General features: G+C 39.7%; 19 protein-coding genes and 1 tRNA gene. 6 read left to right on the forward strand and 14 right to left on the reverse strand.

Annotation, left to right across the window (positions count from 1 at the left end; all coding sequences use genetic code 11):
* Window positions 1–81 precede the first annotated feature (81 nt).
* Window positions 82–939: a DNA-3-methyladenine glycosylase gene (locus RL70_RS03600; protein WP_231567225.1), complete on the reverse strand. Its 858-nt coding sequence runs from the start codon at window positions 937–939 to the stop codon at window positions 82–84.
* Between the two features lie 125 nt (window positions 940–1,064).
* Here RL70_RS03600 and RL70_RS03605 point away from each other — a divergent pair, with 125 nt between their 5' ends.
* A complete protein-coding gene (locus RL70_RS03605; RefSeq protein ID WP_039042057.1) occupies window positions 1,065–1,619 on the forward strand; it encodes a hypothetical protein in 555 nt (184 codons plus the stop codon).
* Between the two features lie 164 nt (window positions 1,620–1,783).
* On the opposite strand, the gene RL70_RS03610 is transcribed toward RL70_RS03605, so the two are convergent.
* Complete coding sequence (locus RL70_RS03610; protein WP_039042058.1) at window positions 1,784–2,629, reverse strand: DegV family protein; 846 nt, start codon at window positions 2,627–2,629, stop codon at window positions 1,784–1,786.
* A 946-nt stretch (window positions 2,630–3,575) separates the two neighbouring features.
* Here RL70_RS03610 and RL70_RS03615 point away from each other — a divergent pair.
* On the forward strand, window positions 3,576–4,370 hold the full coding sequence (locus RL70_RS03615) for a DUF2935 domain-containing protein (protein ID WP_052245747.1): 795 nt from the start codon (window positions 3,576–3,578) through the stop codon (window positions 4,368–4,370).
* Between the two features lie 187 nt (window positions 4,371–4,557).
* Window positions 4,558–5,073 (forward strand): hypothetical protein, encoded by a 516-nt coding sequence (locus RL70_RS17740; RefSeq protein WP_156137885.1) that lies wholly within the window; start codon window positions 4,558–4,560, stop codon window positions 5,071–5,073.
* Window positions 5,074–5,116: 43 nt separating this feature from the next.
* On the opposite strand, the gene RL70_RS03625 is transcribed toward RL70_RS17740, so the two are convergent.
* From RL70_RS03625 to RL70_RS03660, 8 genes are all read right to left on the reverse strand, one after another.
* Window positions 5,117–5,812, reverse strand: a complete 696-nt coding sequence (locus tag RL70_RS03625) for a hypothetical protein (RefSeq protein ID WP_039042061.1) — start codon at window positions 5,810–5,812, stop codon at window positions 5,117–5,119.
* A 50-nt stretch (window positions 5,813–5,862) separates the two neighbouring features.
* Entirely contained in the window at window positions 5,863–9,504 is a 3,642-nt protein-coding gene (locus tag RL70_RS03630; protein ID WP_039042062.1) for a multicopper oxidase domain-containing protein, read from the reverse strand.
* A gap of 17 nt (window positions 9,505–9,521) precedes the next feature.
* Window positions 9,522–9,809: a hypothetical protein gene (locus RL70_RS03635; protein WP_039042063.1), complete on the reverse strand. Its 288-nt coding sequence runs from the start codon at window positions 9,807–9,809 to the stop codon at window positions 9,522–9,524.
* Between the two features lie 15 nt (window positions 9,810–9,824).
* Window positions 9,825–10,115 (reverse strand): hypothetical protein, encoded by a 291-nt coding sequence (locus tag RL70_RS03640; RefSeq protein WP_039042064.1) that lies wholly within the window; start codon window positions 10,113–10,115, stop codon window positions 9,825–9,827.
* Window positions 10,105–10,848, reverse strand: a complete 744-nt coding sequence (locus RL70_RS03645; protein WP_156137886.1) for a hypothetical protein — start codon at window positions 10,846–10,848, stop codon at window positions 10,105–10,107. The genes RL70_RS03640 and RL70_RS03645 overlap by 11 nt, the downstream gene beginning before the upstream one ends.
* Window positions 10,849–10,928: 80 nt before the next feature.
* Entirely contained in the window at window positions 10,929–11,507 is a 579-nt protein-coding gene (locus RL70_RS03650; protein ID WP_039042065.1) for an SCO family protein, read from the reverse strand.
* Window positions 11,508–11,539: 32 nt separating this feature from the next.
* Complete coding sequence (locus RL70_RS03655) at window positions 11,540–11,887, reverse strand: hypothetical protein (protein WP_231567226.1); 348 nt, start codon at window positions 11,885–11,887, stop codon at window positions 11,540–11,542.
* A 121-nt stretch (window positions 11,888–12,008) separates the two neighbouring features.
* Window positions 12,009–12,428 (reverse strand): hypothetical protein, encoded by a 420-nt coding sequence (locus tag RL70_RS03660; protein WP_039042067.1) that lies wholly within the window; start codon window positions 12,426–12,428, stop codon window positions 12,009–12,011.
* Window positions 12,429–12,570: 142 nt separating this feature from the next.
* Here RL70_RS03660 and RL70_RS03665 point away from each other — a divergent pair, with 142 nt between their 5' ends.
* Window positions 12,571–14,616 (forward strand): hypothetical protein, encoded by a 2,046-nt coding sequence (locus tag RL70_RS03665; RefSeq protein WP_039042068.1) that lies wholly within the window; start codon window positions 12,571–12,573, stop codon window positions 14,614–14,616.
* Between the two features lie 63 nt (window positions 14,617–14,679).
* Window positions 14,680–15,333, forward strand: coding sequence for a collagen-like protein (locus RL70_RS03670; RefSeq protein WP_039042069.1), 654 nt, complete (start codon window positions 14,680–14,682; stop codon window positions 15,331–15,333).
* Between the two features lie 220 nt (window positions 15,334–15,553).
* Here RL70_RS03670 and RL70_RS03675 read toward each other — a convergent pair.
* Window positions 15,554–15,626, reverse strand: a tRNA-Val gene (locus RL70_RS03675).
* A 202-nt stretch (window positions 15,627–15,828) separates the two neighbouring features.
* On the opposite strand from RL70_RS03675, the gene RL70_RS03680 reads away from it, so the two are divergent.
* Complete coding sequence (locus tag RL70_RS03680) at window positions 15,829–16,101, forward strand: hypothetical protein (protein WP_039042070.1); 273 nt, start codon at window positions 15,829–15,831, stop codon at window positions 16,099–16,101.
* Window positions 16,102–16,154: 53 nt separating this feature from the next.
* Here RL70_RS03680 and RL70_RS03685 read toward each other — a convergent pair whose 3' ends face one another.
* The 3 genes from RL70_RS03685 to RL70_RS03695 form a co-directional block, all read right to left on the reverse strand.
* The gene (locus tag RL70_RS03685; protein WP_052245748.1) at window positions 16,155–16,580 is read right to left on the reverse strand and encodes a hypothetical protein; all 426 of its coding nucleotides are present in this window, start codon (window positions 16,578–16,580) and stop codon (window positions 16,155–16,157) included.
* 100 nt (window positions 16,581–16,680) lie between these two features.
* Window positions 16,681–18,720: a TRAP transporter permease gene (locus tag RL70_RS03690; RefSeq protein WP_039042071.1), complete on the reverse strand. Its 2,040-nt coding sequence runs from the start codon at window positions 18,718–18,720 to the stop codon at window positions 16,681–16,683.
* Entirely contained in the window at window positions 18,668–19,234 is a 567-nt protein-coding gene (locus RL70_RS03695; protein ID WP_052245749.1) for a DUF1850 domain-containing protein, read from the reverse strand. Before RL70_RS03695 ends, RL70_RS03690 begins: the two co-directional genes overlap by 53 nt.
* Between the last annotated feature and the right edge of the window lie 44 nt (window positions 19,235–19,278).

The raw sequence follows: 19,278 nt of genomic DNA on the forward strand, positions 1-19,278 counted from the left end.
GAAGTGGCTAGTCGCGGACCTCTTTGAATGCAACGCAAAAAGAGAGACGATTGAGTTCAATCATCTCTCTTTTTTCTCCTACTATATAGGCCTTACTTCTATACTTCTCCAAAGGTATAACGCCGCGTAACTTAAATAGGGTGACCAGTCCGAAAAATGATCACGTATTTCATCCTGAGTAGGTTTGCGATCTAACTTCCATAACGTCTTGAGTGCATTTTGGAGCCCGATATCTGCAGTCGGAAACAGGTTCGGTCTTCCTAGACCAAACATCAGAAAACCTTGCGCGGTCCATGGTCCAACACCACGGTAGGCAATGAGTTCCGCAGTCACTTCTTCGTCGTCTTTCATTCGCAACGATTCAAGATCTAACGCTCCTGCAGTTATCTCTTGTGAAAGACCAATAACATACTCTGCTTTCCTAGTACTGAACTGCATTTCTCGAAGCTCTTCAACTGTGACAGCCGCAATCCGTTCCGGTTTTGGATACCGCCAGACCCCATCTTGTTGGGAACCGTATTTTTCCACAAAACGCATGAGCAGCGTGTTTGCAAATGACAGATTTAATTGTTGATGAATAATGCTCTTCATAAGCTCGCCATAAAGTGAAAAACTTCTGACCAGTGGTGTGCCCATATGTTCTTGAAAGATCGGAGCTAGGTCTGTTTGAGCAAAATGAGCAGCAATCCCGTCCAGAGATTCTTCAAAGTGGAAAAGCCATTTGATATGAGCAAGTTGTTCCTCGTCTTCCAAGCCTTCAATGAGAAAAGCCGGCTCTTGTATAGTCCCTGCCGCTTGAATCTTGACCAGATTACCTTCTTCCATCGGAACACGCACGAAGCGTTGTTGAAGATCCACATAATTCACGGGTGTCCCGGATAATCTCTCAAGCGCTCGATCGAAATCATATGGGAATGATAGTTTTAAATCAATGTTCAAAAGAATAACCTCCTTGCAAGATAATGAACGATTTCCACGGAATTTACTTGTCATAGTTGTAAGAATATTATAAAATTAACGAATGGATACATATCCTACATTTTTTCAACTATTGGAGGAAACGAATGAGTCTATTTATACTAGGTATATTGTTTGTATTTGCTAAATTCAATTTGCAATTCCTCGAAACCGGAGTACTCTATTACGTTACAAATAGCATCGGGTACATTTTAATCTATGTCGGATTAAGGAGTATAAGTAGTGGCATAGACTCCATTCGACGTATTCAACCAGTTGTTCTGTTCATGATTTTGCATAGCATTGCATTCTCAGTATTAAATGGATCTGGACATTCGATTACAACCATTCCGCTTTCCACAGGAATCGATACTGTTATTGCTTTGAGTCTTACGTCATTAGCGGTGGCTGGCATGATTATGATATTTTATATTATCCACCAACTCATTCTTGCTGTTCGTAACAACACCGATGACTTCACCTCTTATTCTAACATAACCATGCTCGAAAAATTTCCTAGCCTATTGGTAGTATTGCTAATCATAACGGCTGTCCTCTTCTTTACAATGCCTTCTGTCGCTCCTATTTCAATGATTTTGTTACTGGTTGCAGAAGCTTTCTTCATCCTCAACTTTTCAACAAAAGTGCAACAAGCCGGTTAACCACAAAAAGGTTATTTCATCAAACCCGTGTACAGCAACAAATAAAAAGGGGTCGAAACCATTACGGATTCGTCCCCCTTTTCATATGTTTTCGTTTAGCACCTCTCACGAGAATCCATTAACGTAATACAGCTTCTCAGCTAACTGAAGTTTATAATAAAAAATTAATAAGTAACCCAACTTAATCCTGTAGTTCCTTCACCCGCATGTACGCCCACGCAAATACTAAGTGGAACAACTTGTACTTTTAAAGTAGGAAACTCTTGCAATAACTCGTTCTTCCATATTTCTGCGTCAGGAGCATTATTGCAATTAATAACAGCAACTTCTGGAACATTACCATTATTCATGTCCGCACGAAGTAAAGAAGTCACGTAATTTTTTGCTCGCTTATTTGAACGGATCTTTTCTTTCATGACTGGTTTTCCACTCTCAAAACTAATGACTACTTTAATGTCCAGCAAATTACTTAAGAAGTTCTGAGTTCCAGAAACACGTCCGCTTTTATGTAATTGGTTCAGACTGGATGGAATAAAGGACAACTTCGATTTAGATGTTATTTCATTGATGGATGCAACAACTTCTACTACATCTTTCCCCTTCGCAAATAGATCATTGCCGATTTCAATCATTTTAACCATCGGAAAAGAACCGATTTTCGAATCAATAGGATACACGTTGAAGTCTGTCATTTCAGAAGCCGCCTGTGCGCTTTCAAATGTCCCCGAAAGTCCACTTGATAAGTGTAAAGCAATGGCAAAATCGTATCCTTCTAACTGCAGTTTTTCGTATAAAGAAAGCATCTCTCCGATTGCGGGCTGCGAGGTTTTAGGTGAAACTTTCGATAGGCGTAATTTATCGTAAAACTCTTCCTGTGTAAGATCGATGGATTCCCTATACGACCCATCGGAAAAAACAACACCAAGAGGCAGTACATGTACATGATGTTTTTGGATGAAAGCATCCTCTAGTTGCGCAGCTGTATCCGTAATCCAAGCTATTTTCTTCATTAAACCTTCTCCTCTAAATATAAATTTCATATTGAAATCACCTATCTACTCCCCATAACTTACACTACATATTCTTATAGGTACTAGTGATAGTTGTCATATCAAGAAGAAATTTAGAATTAGCTGTCATAATTTGAACATATGTAGCATCTTTCTTTCTATCTTTAATTTACGTTGCCGCGAAGTAGGTGCTCAAAACATTGCTATTTCACTAGGATGCCAAAACAATAAACAAAAAAAAGAAGTCACTCTATAGTATCTAACGGATCCTCTTCAGTTGTACAAACAAGACTTGTTATAACTAGATAAATCCGAGACTAATTGTTTTAACGCAAATGGATATTAGGGTGTTTTCACCAATATCCCCCCCGCGCTTAGGAGTTACTGAAGAGGAGTGGCTTACCTCAAATTAGACTTGAAAGAGAAAAACGTTTTTTGAAAACGCCTCTTTCAACTCTAATTCCCGAGACCTTTTACAAACGAAAAAAACACAAAAAAACAGACCTTAGGCATCCGGCCTAATAGGTCTGTCTTGGAGAAGTATCGTTGTTCCGACGATACTTCCCCAACCGTATGGATAAATAATCATGAAATTTAGAAGTCTAATTTCCCAGCTATTGCTTCAAAATTTGTACTTATATTAAATCGCTAATCTTATCCGCAAATGCAGTGGAAAACTGTTTGGAAAGTGAAAGAAGATATTCAGAGCATGGCAAGAATAGAGTTAAGATTTTTTCTTGAGTTAACGGAAGAGTACACTCTACAGATTCACTATTAAGAATGAGGATTACTTCAAGCCAAAAGGTAGAATTGAAAACGGTAATAAACTTCTTTGAAAGACCGCACCAAAATTTTATGTAGGCGTGAAACTTGTCAATTCGCAATCATTAATACTATACATCTTTCATAGAATGCTCTGAACAAACAACTGAAAAGGAGCGGGTGTATGACGACTACATTCGTAACACAGTCATTATATGAAATACGTTTTTGGGCGAGAATTATGAAAGAACATGCTTTCTTTTTAAGTTTGGGATTTACAGCGGATCAAACCGAACTCATTCAAGAAGCAAGACAGTTCATCGATGTATTTGAAAAAATCGAAGAACAATTGAATGAGTATAATGAAAGGACAGATCCCGAAGTCATTAAGCGCTTCAATATTCAAGTCTTCCAAGCTACAGTATCCATTTGGGCATACAAAAGAAAAGTACTGGGATTAATTTTAAGTTGTAAAATCGTATCTAATAATATCCCATTGCTCGTTGACCATACCAGTCGAGAAGCTGCTTACTTCGCCAAGCGTTTAAAAGAATTAAATGAAGGCAAATTAAAACCATTACCAGAAGCTATTATTAAAGAAAACGTATTTTTCTTAAAAATCATGGCAGATCATTCAAAATTTATTGGTCACCTATTAGATCCCTCTGAAAGAAAACTTGTTGATCAAGCAAGAGAGTTCAGTAACGATTTTGATCAGCTTCTTTTCCAAGCACAAGATTTGGATCACATGCGTCCTCAATCCGAAACCACGCCTTTATTAGATCAGTTACTCGACCAAAACCGCGTTTCTGTAGTATCGCTCCGTGATTTTAAGAAAACTGCTAGAGATTTAATCGAAGCTTGTAAAATTAAAAGTACCATGCCTGCACTTCTTGCAGATCATGTGTACCGTGAAGCAGATCACTTCCTGGAAATTATCGATGCATTTGATGAACATCTCACTACATTAAAAAATTAAACTCAGGACTGTCACAAGTGTCGTAAAAAACGACGTTCTGACAGTCTTTTTTATGTACCTATTCGCACTTATACTACCTCCTTAATCGTTTCATTAGATTTCAACTTTCGCTCATTTTATAGGTTTCCCCTTCATCTTCCCTTATTACAAACTTCATATAATAGAGAAAGAGGAGGTGGAAAAATTTATGGCAAAGCATTTATATCCCACTTGCACATGTTATGAAAAGAGCCATCATGATGATTGCTGTCATCATCATGATTATAGATGTTGCAACCATAACCACTATAAGCATGGATGTTGCTGTTCATCTCATCATTTTAGTTGTCGAAATGATTTATGTAGTCCTTGTTTTAGAATCCGATTGGGTGGCTTGCAAGACGGACTTAGCTTTCGCTTACGCCAAATGATCTGCTGTGAAGTGGAGTTTACTTTAGAGAACGACAAAAATGTAATAGGAACTATCGTTTTTGTAGGATCTAACTTTGTTGAGCTATTTGTCAAAGATAAGTTGCCAATAGATTGTGAGGAAGGTACTGATTTGGACAGAGAATCAAAAAAGGAAAGTAAAGAGGATTCTACAAACGAAGGATATCATGACTGTAGAGAACATCCAATTGGTACAACATTGATTTTTTCTTTTGATAAGATTTCACATATGACAGTCATTAGTCCCTGTCATTCAAAAAATCCATGCAATTAATCAATTATAAAAACCAGTCCCTTGCTTTTAAGGGACTGGTTTTTTATGCGTCCAAGATTATTCTTCCAATTTTTTCAATAGGAATAACTTTTTTCTCTTCTTCTGATTTCAAAACAATTGATTCTTTATTCACATCCATAAGAATTCCTTCAATCAACGTTTCCTCAATGACAATTTTAACTAATTTCCCCTCAAAAAGTAGAAGATAGACTGCTAATGGAATTCTAAAGAACAACTGAATAAGCTCTGGTGAGGAGGCAACGACTTTACCAAATTGAAAAGTTAACTTTCGCCGTAAATAAGGGTCGATATATACTAAATCTGCATCAGGAAATGGCTCTGCATAACGCCCAGAAGGTTTGACCAAGTTAATTTGGTTATGTGGCACAACCATGTTATGTTTGTCATGACGTAAAAGAACAAAGTCGAATGCAGAGATTACTACTCTTCCAACCATGATTTCACCTTCGGTATTCATTAGTTCCACATCCAAACCGATTAATCCGTCAAATACTTTTTGATAAGTTTCTTGTACGGATCGATCATCTTCAAGAGCGAGATCTAGCAATAATAGATTTGCTTCTACTATTTTCTCTTCCACTTTCTCCATCATATCAGGCGGAAGACAGCTTTCAGGTGAAGGGAATTGGGGTGTCTTTAATCTTTCAGGGCAACAACTCTTTGGAACAAAAAAATCAATGCTTTGGTCATTTTCGGGGAGGTCTTCACTATTTGCCATTTATACACCACCTTTCTTTAAGAGAAAAAATCATCTCTCTTTTTTTGCACCTAATTGTCCAACTTAGGAAGATGTTTTTTCAGTTCGTCAAATACTCTCATGATCCCCCACATTCCTTGCTCTATATCCCATCTAATATTTCCAGAGCGATACATAAAGTCTCCAGCAAACCCACTATAAGCCCCTGCTCCGCCTAACAATTGCAAATTGCTCGTAGCCCCCGCCACGTTAAAACCAACAAATGACTCCGTTCGCGAAAAAATATCTTTTGTATCAAACTTCCATCGGTGACCATGCAAATGAAACGTATGGGATCTGCGTCTTTCCGCTGGTGTTACTAATCGTATGGTTATAGGATCCCCTACATAGCTTTCAAATAACGGGGTGGACGGATCACCGAACGCTTTAGAGCTGAACAAATCATGGAGCACAGGATGTTCCTCATAGCGGTTGATTAATCGTTCGCTTCGGTAGTTAAAACCGCGCGATCCTTGATCATACGTATCAAGTAAATCTTCATCGACTTCTGGCGGAGCTAGCAAAATACCATCTACCGGATCGAAAATGACCTGGTTATTTTTGTCCAACAGCCGCACACCATCATGCATGATCAAAACGAATTCTCTTATATCTGGCAACAACGGATTACGCAATATTACGTTTGCTCCCGTTATGACTGGTTTCAGCGTATACGGGTCCAAGTATTCTGTCCCCCTTGCCTCTGCGATAAAAGCCCCAAATGCGCCTTGCGATTTATGGTTGCGGATATCCGCCATATCCCATAGGCCACACGCACCTACTTGGGAGTCTACAAACCAGCGATACGTTCTGGATTCACCCGGTCCGACGGTTTGATCGCCGTTGAACCCGACTGTTTCACCTGCAGATGTTTTCACGTCATAATCAATCAATTGCGGGTGTAAAGAAATTCGAAGTGAGGGCGGGTAAAAAGCTTGTTCTTTAACAATGGGGTAAGGGTAGATACCGTCTTGGAACGGGAATAGTTCCTGCTTTAAAAAGCTGGTTAATGTTACATCTACGGTATCTCCTACATTAGATCGAAGGATTAGCGGCTCTGGTTTTTTTCTTCCCTCTTTGATTGCCTGCATATCTTCGCGAAGTGCAAATATAACAGCATGAGGATCATGATCACCGAAAGAATTGTAAACAATCGATGTCTGAAAAGCGACCACGTCATAACACCGATGTGGCCCTTTTACCTCAATTACAGTAGGGTCTTCTGCTGGGGGCGGCTTCATCCCCTTACATTCTGGCAATGGTTTAGATCGTTTTAAGGGATCAGCGCGGTCTGGTAATTTAATAAGTTCTGGCACTTTTTCATCATATGCTCGTATTAACCCCCATAATCCGTTCCATAAATCTTCTTCAGTTTCAAATGTCCACAAATAATCACCTGATCGCGGAACGTGCATCTCCATCGTAAAGGATTCCGAAATGCCAATATGCTGCTGGTTGTCTAATTTAGAATTTAGATCCCCGCGTTCCTTTAACCACTTCAAACCGTGCACATTAAAGCTATGCGACTCTTCCTGTGCGCCTTGCAGGAGTCGAATTCGGATGGAATCTCCTTCATACGCCTTAAATATAGGAGTAACAGGATCCCCCTTTACAAAAGAGCTAAAACTATATGCAGGATCACACTCTTTGTCTAAACGGAATTGCAATGGTTCGTTTTTATAATTCACCCCAAATAATCCCGGATCATCCGGTGACCCTGGAAAAGGCGGCGGGGCTAACGGCTTTCCATTTTTATCGAACAAATGAGTGAAATCTTGAACAAATAATGCAAAGTCACGATAGTCTGGAATTAGTGGATTACTGACTGTAATTTGTGATCCATAGTCCACTTCATCCCCTGTTGCTGAGTCTAGGTAATTAGAAAAACGCGGGTGGACGACTCCTGTTCCGAAAACGCCATGCTGCTGATGTGTGCCGGGGAATAGATGATCGTGGAAAAACCATGCTTTTAATTCTACATCTGCGTAATACGAATATTGAATCGTTTCTCCTGGTAAAACAGAAGAATCATAGTTCCAGCCTACATTCGCACCATCGTTTACAAGTACATCAAATTTCACAAAATGAATATGCATACCCACTTCATATGTCCGCGTTACAAGTTGGAATGCATCTCCATCAAGAATATGCGGCAGTCGGTTTGTAAAATTAATTTTATAACAAGTATTAGCCGATGCATGGATAACTAGAGGTTCTGGCGCTTTCTTTCCTGAACAAACATCTTCTATATCCTCATCTAGTACATACATGCGGCCTGTTGGATCGTGCCAGCCTTCTCGATTATAAATAAGAGGGATTTCAATTAATGAGATGTTAAATTCCTTAATAGGAGCATAGGCAGGACAAGGATCTGTAAAAACAGCTCCTGGTCGAGGATGATCAATAGCTGCATGCCGCTCCAATTCTGTTAACCCTCTTCCCCCAACGATTCCAAGTGGCGGGCGGGGTGCTTTCAAACCGACTTTACCTGGGATAAAATTCGGAAATCCAGGTTTTAATTTTGTTGGTTTTGGAGGAGAGGCCCTGTCTGGCAGAGGCTTCAGCGCTTTAATAGGAACCCCGTTCGGATAACATTGACTCCCATCTTGAAGTGTATCAAATACTCGGTTCATCCCCCACATCCCTGCTACAAAGTGAGGATATAAATGACAGTGAATTACCGCATCTCCAAATGAGCCCTGCAAACTGCCTAAACCGTACAGCGGCTGAATCGTGTAATGGGATTGTGGACTTATTGCCTGTGCATCTAAGATCTCAGAAGCAAGATCACTCGGATCACTAAACCATTGATGGACATGATAATGGAAGACATGCGTTTCTTTCACACCACCATGAAAAAGCCTTATTTTTGCTGGATCTCCGACATAACCTCTCAGAATCGGCGTCGATGGATCTCCAAACACCCAAGAATCATGATGAACTTCTTCCCCTTCACAATTCGGACAGACCACCCCTTCAGAGATGAGCTGCTGGCGTCTATTTTCCGGTTCATACCGGTAATTGGCCCCATGAAAGGATTCCTCTTCTTGATTTGAAAAATGATTAATCGGACGGTTTCCTGTTAAATCATCGACTTCCATTTCATCGTTGAACATCCAAACATATTCACGAAAGGAAGGTAAAATTGGATGATGGATATCCGCATATTGACCGCTATTTATAACCTTTCCTGTTTCTGGATCGGTCCACCAGGAAAAACGGCTCTGTACACATAATCCACCAACCAACCCATTTGAATTGGAACCTTCTTCTCCACTTGATACATTTCCTAAATCCGAAAAAAAATAGTTTCCTTCTTTTAAAACATGTAGCCGATATAAAATCTTGTTGTAAGGTGCTACGGTACTATCTTCATTAAGCCCCACGTTCGCCCCATCAGATTGACAGACGTCATATTCAGCTTCTTGAAAGTGCATACCGGTATGAAATGGTAGCTTATTTTCAAATATAATTTCCACGGTATCGCCTTCATTTGCTCTTATAAACAGTGGCTGTACGAGATCTACAGGAGTGAATGGGTTCTTTTTCACCAATTTCTTTACCTTTTCTTCATTTTCTTTTAACACATACATCATCCCGTTTGGGTCATGATCGCCGAACGTGTTCAAAACGATTCGAATGGGAATCGCTACCACGTGATAAACTCTTTTCATTTGCATCACCCCTTTTTCTAATCTTTCAAATCGGGAATTTTAGCACCTACCCCTGTTTCTATATAGAACACTTCAATGGCATCAATATGCACGAACCATGTTTTTCCTTCCAATGCAGGAACAGATGTTGTTTGGACATACAATTCGATGGAGTCATCGACTACCTTTATAATTTTTCCGATAAACATAAAAGGAAAGGACTCCGTCAAAATAAACACTCTTCTCCCAACTTTTTTGCTGAAATGCTCCACCAGTGCTTGCTGCCTAACACCATTAATTGTCTGAGAATCGTTTTGCTGTGCCATTCACGCACTCCTTTATTAAGTTAATGGAAATACTAAATCACAAGGTACTTCTGTCGAATAGGAAACAATTTGCTCATGGGGGATGCTCAGAGGGAATGGACATTTGTAAAACGGAGCATTTACCATTTTGATGATCACTGGTGATAATGTCAGATGTCCTTGTTGTACTTCTGAAACGGTCCCGCAGAAAATAGGACGAAATACTTGACCTAATAAGTTAAGCTGTACAGCTTGCGTAATAATCAGCACATCCTCACCTAATAAACTATTAAAATCCCGAAACAGAGTTTCTTTGTTATCCTCCATCTTTTCTGCCTCCCTTTATTTTTTTATAAAGAGCATAAAACGTAATAAGCACTATTTTTTTCAACAATGGGAAAACTCGTAATGTAGATACATACTGTATAGTCTCTAGTCGTATAGAAATTGATGTACTGAACCTTTTAAGGAGTATATTGTCATTCGTTGTTTTAACAATACTTCCCACAAATCTTTCTTGACTAGTAACTATCTCCACCCACGTTCCTTCCCACGAATTCATGTTAGTTCGAAGTGTTTCTTCAAAAAACTGTTGCACTAATGTCTCTCGCTTCGTCACAGTTTCACCAAATTTAAGCATGAGTTTTCTCTGTAGCTGATTATCATATATATGATGTTGATGTGTATTTGAATAAGTGGGAAAACCAAAGGGAATATTTGCTGTTTCGATGAAGACATATGGAATCCAGATTCTTCTCTGTAAATCTGTCAGCATTACAAAGTCCCTGCCAATTGCTGCTACTTTCCCTTCAGTTTTAAGAGTTTGGTCGTTTTCTACGAAGGAGGAAATCACAACTTGTTGATTTCGTTTGCTCTTTAAAAATTTCTTTAACGTCAAAGTTTTTCGAAGAGGTTCGTGGAATTCTGCTATCTTAAACATATTTTTCTGGCCAATATAATCTGTCAGAATCCTCGTTTCTTCCTCAGAACCAACACTTGTCGGTGATGAAAACGAAGGATTTTCATTCTGACGTTTTACTATTTCCCTTTTGTCATTCACACCTTCAGACTCTTTCTTTATTAGGATCATCTCCCTGCAATTGTTTTCACATCCTATTGACTAAAGAAAGTACCGACAGGTTATTTAATCAATTGCTGTAAATGGTCTGCAATTTCTTCAATAGCTACTCGCTTATCCACTGTTGCCATATCATGATGTGCACGTATTTGATTTTTTGAATCAACAATATACATAGACGTTGTATGCGTTAGAAACCCATCTTCGTTTTTTTCATAAAAAAAGTTGAAATATCGAGAAAACTGATAGGTCTGTTCATCAGTACCACGGAAAAACAACCAATTTTTCTCATGAATATCAAACATTTCTTTATATTGTTGAAGGATTTCATTCGTATCATATTCAGGATCCACGGTCACTGCAATAATGTAATACTTCTCTTGAGATATGCCCCTTTCATCCATAATCTGTTTTAAATCAATGAGATCCAACATCGTAGTCGGACAAACATCAGGACATTGTGTATAGATGAAAGTAACAAGCTTAGGTCTGTCTTGAAAAGCAGCTTCATTTCCACTCACTTCAGCTAATTGCCACTCCTTAACTGACCCGATATATGGCAATTCAATCGCTCGAGGCCATAGCAAATACAAAACAAAAAACCCAATTAAAAAGACAGACAAATAAATTATTTTCTTCAATCACCTTCTCCTTTCTGGAAAACATCAAAATTTTATACTTTGATGGAGTAACGTATTAAGAAACTAACTATGGCATGTAAACAAGCGACGAATATGGTCAGAACGTACATATTGGTAGCAATTAATGCAGTTGTGTCAAGCGGAATATTACATAAAGCTGGATTTTTCAGCACAGTGCCTAACATCATGCCCATCACGCCGCCAATCGCGCCGTTATAAATACCGTTTAGCAGTGCTGGTGCTTTTATGAGAGAACCAAATCTCCAGCCGATCAAAATTCCTATTACAACAGGAAGCAAATACATCACCAGATGATCTCCAGGCAGCAACATTTCCAAATAGAGAGCTAAAGTAAATGAAGAAATTGATGTAATGGCCATGCACATCGTCTTTGTAAACCGATCATCAAATAATAAATTTTTATATTTAAAGAGTCGATAATTGAATTCCATTTCACAAAAATTCCATATGCACAACAGTGTAATAAGCAGCACTTTTCTTTCACGACCTTTTAATTGAAATGAAGATCACAAATATACAACATGCAAATAGCACGTGAATAAATGTTATAAACAAAATTGGAATTTCAATAACAGTACCAATCATCGGTGCCATTAATCCTACGATTATTCCATTGGTGATACCTGTGACAAATGTTTGATAGTCAATCAATAACCCGAATGCCGCACCGACGAGTAATCCTATAACCGTTGAAATTAGTGTAATAAATGTAAAATGAAATGGAAATTGCAAGATAAGCAAAACTCCAAAAAGTAAAGCTGCCATCCCCCCCATTACCATGCTTATATTCATACCTAGATGAAAACCGATTAGTTTCTTAACTTTCCTGCTATACATATAAAATCCGAGTATTATGCAAATATCGATATACGATAGCAACAATATGATTGTCTGGTTCATATTTCACCTCCGTATATACTATGGAACAAATCCACAATTGGAACTTTTATTCAAGTTACTATGGACATAAAAGTGATTTAGGTTACCACTTTCTTTTTTGTTTCATAAACTGGTATGACGTTTATTAATGAGGAGGAATTTAATGGAACTTGGACCCATTTCTGCATTCGATGGTTTTCCAGTTTGGTATAAGGACTTAAATGGATTACGTCTTCAACTGAATGTCAATCCTGCCGATCCATTCTCTGGCATCACTCCTGCAGACTTGCCCAATCCGGCAGAGCCCGTTTCGTTTCCCGATAATTATCCGGAAGAAGCCTTCTACATGTCAGCAGAAGCTGAAATGACAACTGGCACACAAGAAAGAGCGCGTTTAGTTTTAGCTTTAGAAGCTGCTTTTGTGAATGAAGTCCCTCGGGAAAATGAACAAATTGTATTTGGCAGAGTTCGTATCCGCGTGGCTGGCTTGCGAGCAAATGAAACTTATACAGTTACGCATCCATATGGTATAGACACATTTATTGCAGAGCCAGATGGAAATGATCCTACAGTCGGGGAAATAAACTTTACTGAAGATATTGGCGGTGTAAATGGGGGAGATTTTGACCTTGCACTAAATAGCCGTGTGGATCCATTTTTACAATGGAATCCAACGGTAGCGCCTACTGCTCCAGCAGGTTATATTGGCGATCCGGCTGTCGAACATCAAATAATAGGAAGTCTATTAGAAGATCAGTTTGGAGAACTTCAAAACATTTTCAGAGTCGAAGGTCCAGGAATTGGTATAGGTTCACCAGACCGCTCAACAACGCCTGGCTTGAATCCTGACAATTGTATTGAAACAAAAATTTTTTCAGTTCTAGGGAAAATTTCCACAATAGCTGGTGTCGATGTCACAAGGGCAACTTATACACAAAACGAGATTGATAATGGTGTGATAGATGTATTCGCTGTGTCTGATGATGAACCACAAATTATAAATGTTAGAGGTCCAGGCATCGAAACTGCATCGTTACAGAGGTTTAACAATCAATTCTTTGCTCGTGTTTCTTTTACAGGAGGTCGACCTCCTAATATCATTACGGTCACAAATTTAAGTGATAATCCGCCAAGCATTAAGAACATCACACCGATAGACTTTATTATAGCTACCGCTGCATTTAACACAGATACGCAAGAACTGACAATTGATGCTGCATCGAGTGATACGATAGGAAGTCCGTCTTTAACAATCGAAAACTTCGGCATCGGTGAACTAGAAATCTTACCAGGTGAAACGTTTACGACAAGCGTACTAATTCCTCCACTCCAACTAACTATTCATTCAAGCGCAGGAGGAAAAATAACGATTCCAGTATCTGTCACAGGATCTTCGACAAGTCCTGGCAGTGTCAATGCAAATGCTGGAGAAGATACAACAGTACTTTTCGGCTCAACAGTTACATTGGATGGAAGCAACTCTACAGGTTCAATTGCTTCATTTAACTGGTCACAATTATCTGGTTCTGATGTTATTTTAATTAACCCTGATACTGCTACGCCATCTTTTGCCGCACCTAATGAAATTGATACGCTCATTTTTGAATTAACTGTGGACGGAGATGGAGGTCCATCAACTGATACGGTCAACGTTTCAGTGATATCGTCTGCGGATGCGCCGATTGCAAATGCCGGACCTGACCAAATAGTTCAACAAGGAGCCGCTGTCACTTTGGCCGGGAGCGCTACAGGAATTGTAACAAGCTACCAATGGGAACAAATCGCTGGAAATCTAGTTGAATTAACGAATGCCAATGCAGCGAATGCTTCGTTTACATTTCCAACACAAGCAGGGACTGTTTCTTTTCGTCTAACCGTCACAGGACCAGGCGGGAATTCATCCGATGAGGTCACTGTAACATCTATCCCACAAAATCTAACCATTACGCGTGCAGAATTCCGTACAAGAGATGCCGAGTGGCGAATTACTGGCACTTCAGATACAGTCGGACCAAACGCTTCAATATCAATTTTCGTAGGAAACGACTTAAGTGGCCCTCTTCTTGCACAAGTACCCGTAGATGCACTTGGGGATTGGCAATTTAGAGTTGAAAATTCTTCACTTCAACCAGATGAAACAAGAGCGATTTCAGTTCAATCAAGCTCAGGTGAGTCATTGATCAATGTTTTACTTACAGTTCGAAGTTAACCATAAAAAAACTGAATGAAAATTCCCCACAAATTTCAACTATAAAATAAAGGAGAGAATTGAATGGACCGTTGTCCAAAATGTAATGAAACCATTTTTTGCACATGCAAAAATATACCAAAAAGCGGAAGGGGCCCGCGAGGTTATCAAGGGCCAAGAGGAGAAAACGGATGTCCAGGTTCCCCTGGGGAGCAAGGACCAAGAGGTGAACGAGGACCACGCGGCTATACAGGAGCGCAAGGAACGCCTGGAGAACAAGGAGATGAAGGTCCAAAAGGTGATACAGGCTCTAAAGGAGAACAAGGACCGCCGGGACCACAGGGTAAACCTGGAACATTAAGTTCTGCTTATGGATTTACCTATACCGAAACGAAAAGGACTACTTCAGGTATTGTTAACTTCAATATTGCTAACCCTCTTCAGGACGTAGAACTTTTACCTGAAGGACTTCGCATCATGACAGATGGTATATTTCAAATCAGCTATAAAGTCATTTTTGAAACAAATGTCATTTGCTGCACTCCTTCTACATTCCACATCCAAGTTAACAACGCCATCAAAGTAAATGCATCTATGACAGAATCGGCTACTTCCACCTCTCTTACATCGACCCTATTATTATCTTTACTAGAAGGTGACGTTGTAAAATTATTTGCAACCTTACAAGAAGGTGGAAGTTACAAGTTAGCGTCCTTACAAATTATCCAAGTTGGATGATTTCAGCTATCAATTAATTTTATTCCAAACAAAAAAGCTTCTCAAATGCTTTACTAAGCGCATGAGAAGCTTTTTTGTGAAGAATTCAAAGTTATCATTTGAAACTTTAGCTAACTTAATAATCAACGACAAAAAAACAGACCCTAGGCATCCGGCCTAATAGGTCTGTCTTGGAGAAGTATCGTTGTTCCGACGATACTTCCGAGGGTTTGGCACCCAATGATTCCTACTGGGCTCGAACCAGCGACCTCTACCCTGTCAAGGTAGCGCTCTCCCAGCTGAGCTAAGGAATCGGGAATGTTTCAATCGACTTTAATGACAAGCACTCGTTTAAAATAAACGATTTGTCACTAAGCACATCTATGATAATACCATGAACTCCATCTTTGCGCAATACGATTTTGTAAAATAGTTTTAGTAACTATTTGCCCCATTCACCTATCACCGCCCAATGCATACATTGAAGTAGGGAGTTTTCGGATAGGAGGGTACGCGGTGGTAAATCCTGATAGTCTGGATTTCATAGACATTGATGTCGGCGGGCAAGCCGCCAAAATAGATGTGATTGGAAGTGTCATCACCATTATCGGAGAATCCATCTCAACCTATGCTGCTGTGCTCGCAATTGAAGAAGAAAAAAAGAATTCTCCAAACAATGAGGATTTAGTGAATGAGTTAAAAGAGATGAAAGAGCAAATCCTGTACTTAACGAATGAAATTCAATCACTTAAGAAAAACCAAAGCAGGGATAGTCCATGGCGCCTTTGAAAAGGCGATGGTGCTGTCCCTGCTTTAATTGTTTTATAGTAGCAAAGTACTTTTTACTTTGAAAGTTCATCCAGAGCTAAAACCTTCAACGAAAGCAGTTCTTCTTCAGTGAGACGGCCTTCAACTTGTTGCAATAATTGCTGTTGCTCTTGTGCAGTCATCCCAGACTGTGCTTTTTTCTGTATATCTTGCAACTCGCTAATACTGAACTTCTTGAGTACAACTCGAGTGGCCTGTTCTTTAGTTTGAATAGGTAATTTACTGCGATCCGCTGTTTTTGCGTCTTGCAAATATGCCTGAACTTCTGGATTGCTATTGATTTCTTGTTTGACTGAATCCAATTGTCCACTACTTTCCAACTGAGTAGTGACTTGATCCATTGCTTTGTCAGCTATCCAATTCGTTCCGAAATAATATGCAGCTCCGACTAGTAGTGCAACTACAATTACTGTCATAATAAGTTTTTTGATAAATCTCACGTTCGTCTTCCCCCTTCATTTCACTATTCATTAGACGTTCATCACATTACAATGTTTCAAAAAACAAGCCCGCCTGCATAGTATGACAGACGGGCTGGAATTATACAGTTGCGGTTTCTTCTTCTTTGTTTTTGTCTTTAGTGACTAGTTGAATTGCAAACAGAATAACAAACAATCCTAGTCCGATAAAATCTGTTTTCGTTTCTGGATAGATTAACATCATTCCAGTCGCAACCGTAATGATCCGTTCAATCCAGTTGATTCTTCTATACCAGAAGCCAATCAGACCTGCTCCTATCGCTATCATTCCAATAATCGCCGTGACGGTCACCCAGATAATTTCACCAACACTCGAGTCAATCATGAGCATCGCAGGGTTAAATACAAACATATACGGAATAATAAATGCCGCGATGGCAAGTTTGGCCGATGTGACACCGGTCTTAATTGGATCTCCACCTGAGATTCCAGAAGCTGCAAAAGCTGCCAGCGCAACTGGAGGTGTGATATCTGCAATAATGCCAAAGTAAAACACGAACAAGTGAGCAGAAATTGCAACGACCACTGGTACTGTTGCGTCAGGTGTATCCAACATCAGCAACGTAATGATTGCTGGTGCTGCAATCGTAGAAGTGATGACATAGTTCGCTGTAGTTGGTGAACCCATACCAAGTACGATTGCAGCAAACATTGTAAAGATAAGCGTCAGCAAGATGTTTCCACCTGCAGCCGATACAAGTCCATTTGCTAAACTTAGTCCAAGACCTGTTTTTACAACTACCCCTACTATAATACCTGCACAAGCTGTCGCTGCAGCTACAGCGAGTGCTGTACGTGCACCGTCAACGAGTGCTTGAATAATATCTTTAAATCCGAGACGTGTCTCTTTGTTAAACGAACTCACAACAAGGGTTAGCACAATACCAAGTAACGCTGCTTTCATCGTAGGAATTCCAAGTAATAAGAATACGATGATTCCGATGATAGGGAGTAGTAAGTAAATTTTCTTTAATGTTTCTTTACGGTTCGGAATCTCTTCAGGCTTCATCCCCTGTAGTCCGACCCGCTTTGCTTCGAAGTGTGTCATAATCCAAATACCTGTGAAATACAGCAATGCTGGAATTGTAGCAGCTTTGGCAATTTCCCAATAAGTCACTCCGCCAATGAATTCAACCATCAGGAATGCAGCAGCTCCCATGATTGGTGGCATAATCTGTCCACCAGTTGACGCAGCAGCTTCAACCCCGCCAGCGAACTCTTTTCGATAGCCTAGTTTTTTCATCATAGGAATCGTATAAGAACCAGATCCAACAACGTTTGCTACAGAACTACCGGAAATTGTTCCTTGCAGAGCACTTGAGAAGATTGCAACTTTTGCAGGTCCACCTGTCAATTTACCTGCTAGGACAACCGCTAAATCATTGAAGTAGTTGCCTACGCCCGTTTTCACAAGGAATGCTCCGAACAACAGGAACACGAAAATGAAAGTGGCAGATACACTAATCGGTGTCCCTAGGATTCCGTCTGTTGTAAAGAACATCAACTGGACAAGATTATCTAAATTCTGCCCTCTGTGTGCTAGGAATCCTGGGAAATAAGGTCCGAAAAATGCATAAACTAAGAACACAGCTGAAATAATAGTAATTGGTAAACCTACTGCACGACGAGCAGCTTCCATCGTTAATAGGACAGCCAATATCCCAACGATCAAGTCTAAATCAGACACACGACCTACTCTTAATACGAGTTCGTTCATATTGAGTGGCCAGTACAATCCGACACCAATAGAAAGAAGGGATAAGATCATATCATAAAATGGAACTTTGTTGCGTTTCTCCCCTGGCTTTTTACGTGCCGGAAACAGGAGGAAAATCAGAGATAGCGCAAATCCTAAGTGAATCGATCGCTGAATATAGGCTGTGAACGGTGTTCCGATTGAGGTATACAATTGAAAAATTGAAAATGCCAACAGACCAAAAAACACAATCTTGCCAAGTATACCTGCTAAATCCCTCGTGTTGGATTCAGGATCGTATTTTTGAAGGAGCTCCAACTGTTCCTTTTCGGAAAGTGTTTCGAACCGCTCGTCATTTGGATCCGTTATCGGAACCACTTTCTGTTCTTTCTTTCGCTTTGCCATTCAAGTTGACTCCTTTCATTATTTCATATAGGGTTAATTTTTTCACACGAAATTCGTATGAATGACCACGTTCCAAATAAGCTTTTAAATCCGTTTCTTTCCCTTTATATCGAAATGCTAATTGTGCATCTACATCTCCAATATAAAGTACAAAAGAATCGACTACTTTATCCTCATATGTAAGTGTATAAATGCCATCTTCCGTCACAGATAATGTTTCTCCTTCTTCTGCATATCCCGGAAGACCAATTCCAACATCTTCATAACGCATCGTTAAGAATTTTAACGAACTGTCCGTCTGTACTTGATAGGTTTCTAGTACATCTGTTAAAAAAATCGAATGGACATATCTGATTTGAAATTCCGAGTCATCCGATAAAAGTCGATACGTCATCTCAGGATCTTCCGTCCTCGTTTCTGTAAAGGTATACGCTCTTTTTAAAGGAATCGTTAGACCCCCGACAATCAGAAAAACTACAATGAGTAATCCAAGCGGAATCCCCCATCGTTTCATCCGCTCACCTCTTTATACAGTTCTATGAATGCAGAAGGGACGGA

The organism is Sporosarcina sp. ZBG7A, assembly GCF_000813425.1.
Lineage (GTDB): Bacteria > Bacillota > Bacilli > Bacillales_A > Planococcaceae > Sporosarcina.

Coding starts and splice junctions, on each gene's coding strand:
- RL70_RS03605 (WP_039042057.1), top strand. CDS start 1,065: ATGAGTCTATTTATACTAGGTATATTGTTTGTATTTGCTAAATTCAAT.
- RL70_RS03610 (WP_039042058.1), bottom strand. CDS start 2,629: ATGAAGAAAATAGCTTGGATTACGGATACAGCTGCGCAACTAGAGGAT.
- RL70_RS03615 (WP_052245747.1), top strand. CDS start 3,576: ATGACGACTACATTCGTAACACAGTCATTATATGAAATACGTTTTTGG.
- RL70_RS17740 (WP_156137885.1), top strand. CDS start 4,558: ATGGCAAAGCATTTATATCCCACTTGCACATGTTATGAAAAGAGCCAT.
- RL70_RS03625 (WP_039042061.1), bottom strand. CDS start 5,812: ATGGCAAATAGTGAAGACCTCCCCGAAAATGACCAAAGCATTGATTTT.
- RL70_RS03630 (WP_039042062.1), bottom strand. CDS start 9,504: ATGAAAAGAGTTTATCACGTGGTAGCGATTCCCATTCGAATCGTTTTG.
- RL70_RS03635 (WP_039042063.1), bottom strand. CDS start 9,809: ATGGCACAGCAAAACGATTCTCAGACAATTAATGGTGTTAGGCAGCAA.
- RL70_RS03640 (WP_039042064.1), bottom strand. CDS start 10,115: ATGGAGGATAACAAAGAAACTCTGTTTCGGGATTTTAATAGTTTATTA.
- RL70_RS03655 (WP_231567226.1), bottom strand. CDS start 11,887: ATGGCCATTACATCAATTTCTTCATTTACTTTAGCTCTCTATTTGGAA.
- RL70_RS03660 (WP_039042067.1), bottom strand. CDS start 12,428: ATGAACCAGACAATCATATTGTTGCTATCGTATATCGATATTTGCATA.
- RL70_RS03665 (WP_039042068.1), top strand. CDS start 12,571: ATGGAACTTGGACCCATTTCTGCATTCGATGGTTTTCCAGTTTGGTAT.
- RL70_RS03670 (WP_039042069.1), top strand. CDS start 14,680: ATGGACCGTTGTCCAAAATGTAATGAAACCATTTTTTGCACATGCAAA.
- RL70_RS03690 (WP_039042071.1), bottom strand. CDS start 18,720: ATGGCAAAGCGAAAGAAAGAACAGAAAGTGGTTCCGATAACGGATCCA.
- RL70_RS03695 (WP_052245749.1), bottom strand. CDS start 19,234: ATGAAACGATGGGGGATTCCGCTTGGATTACTCATTGTAGTTTTTCTG.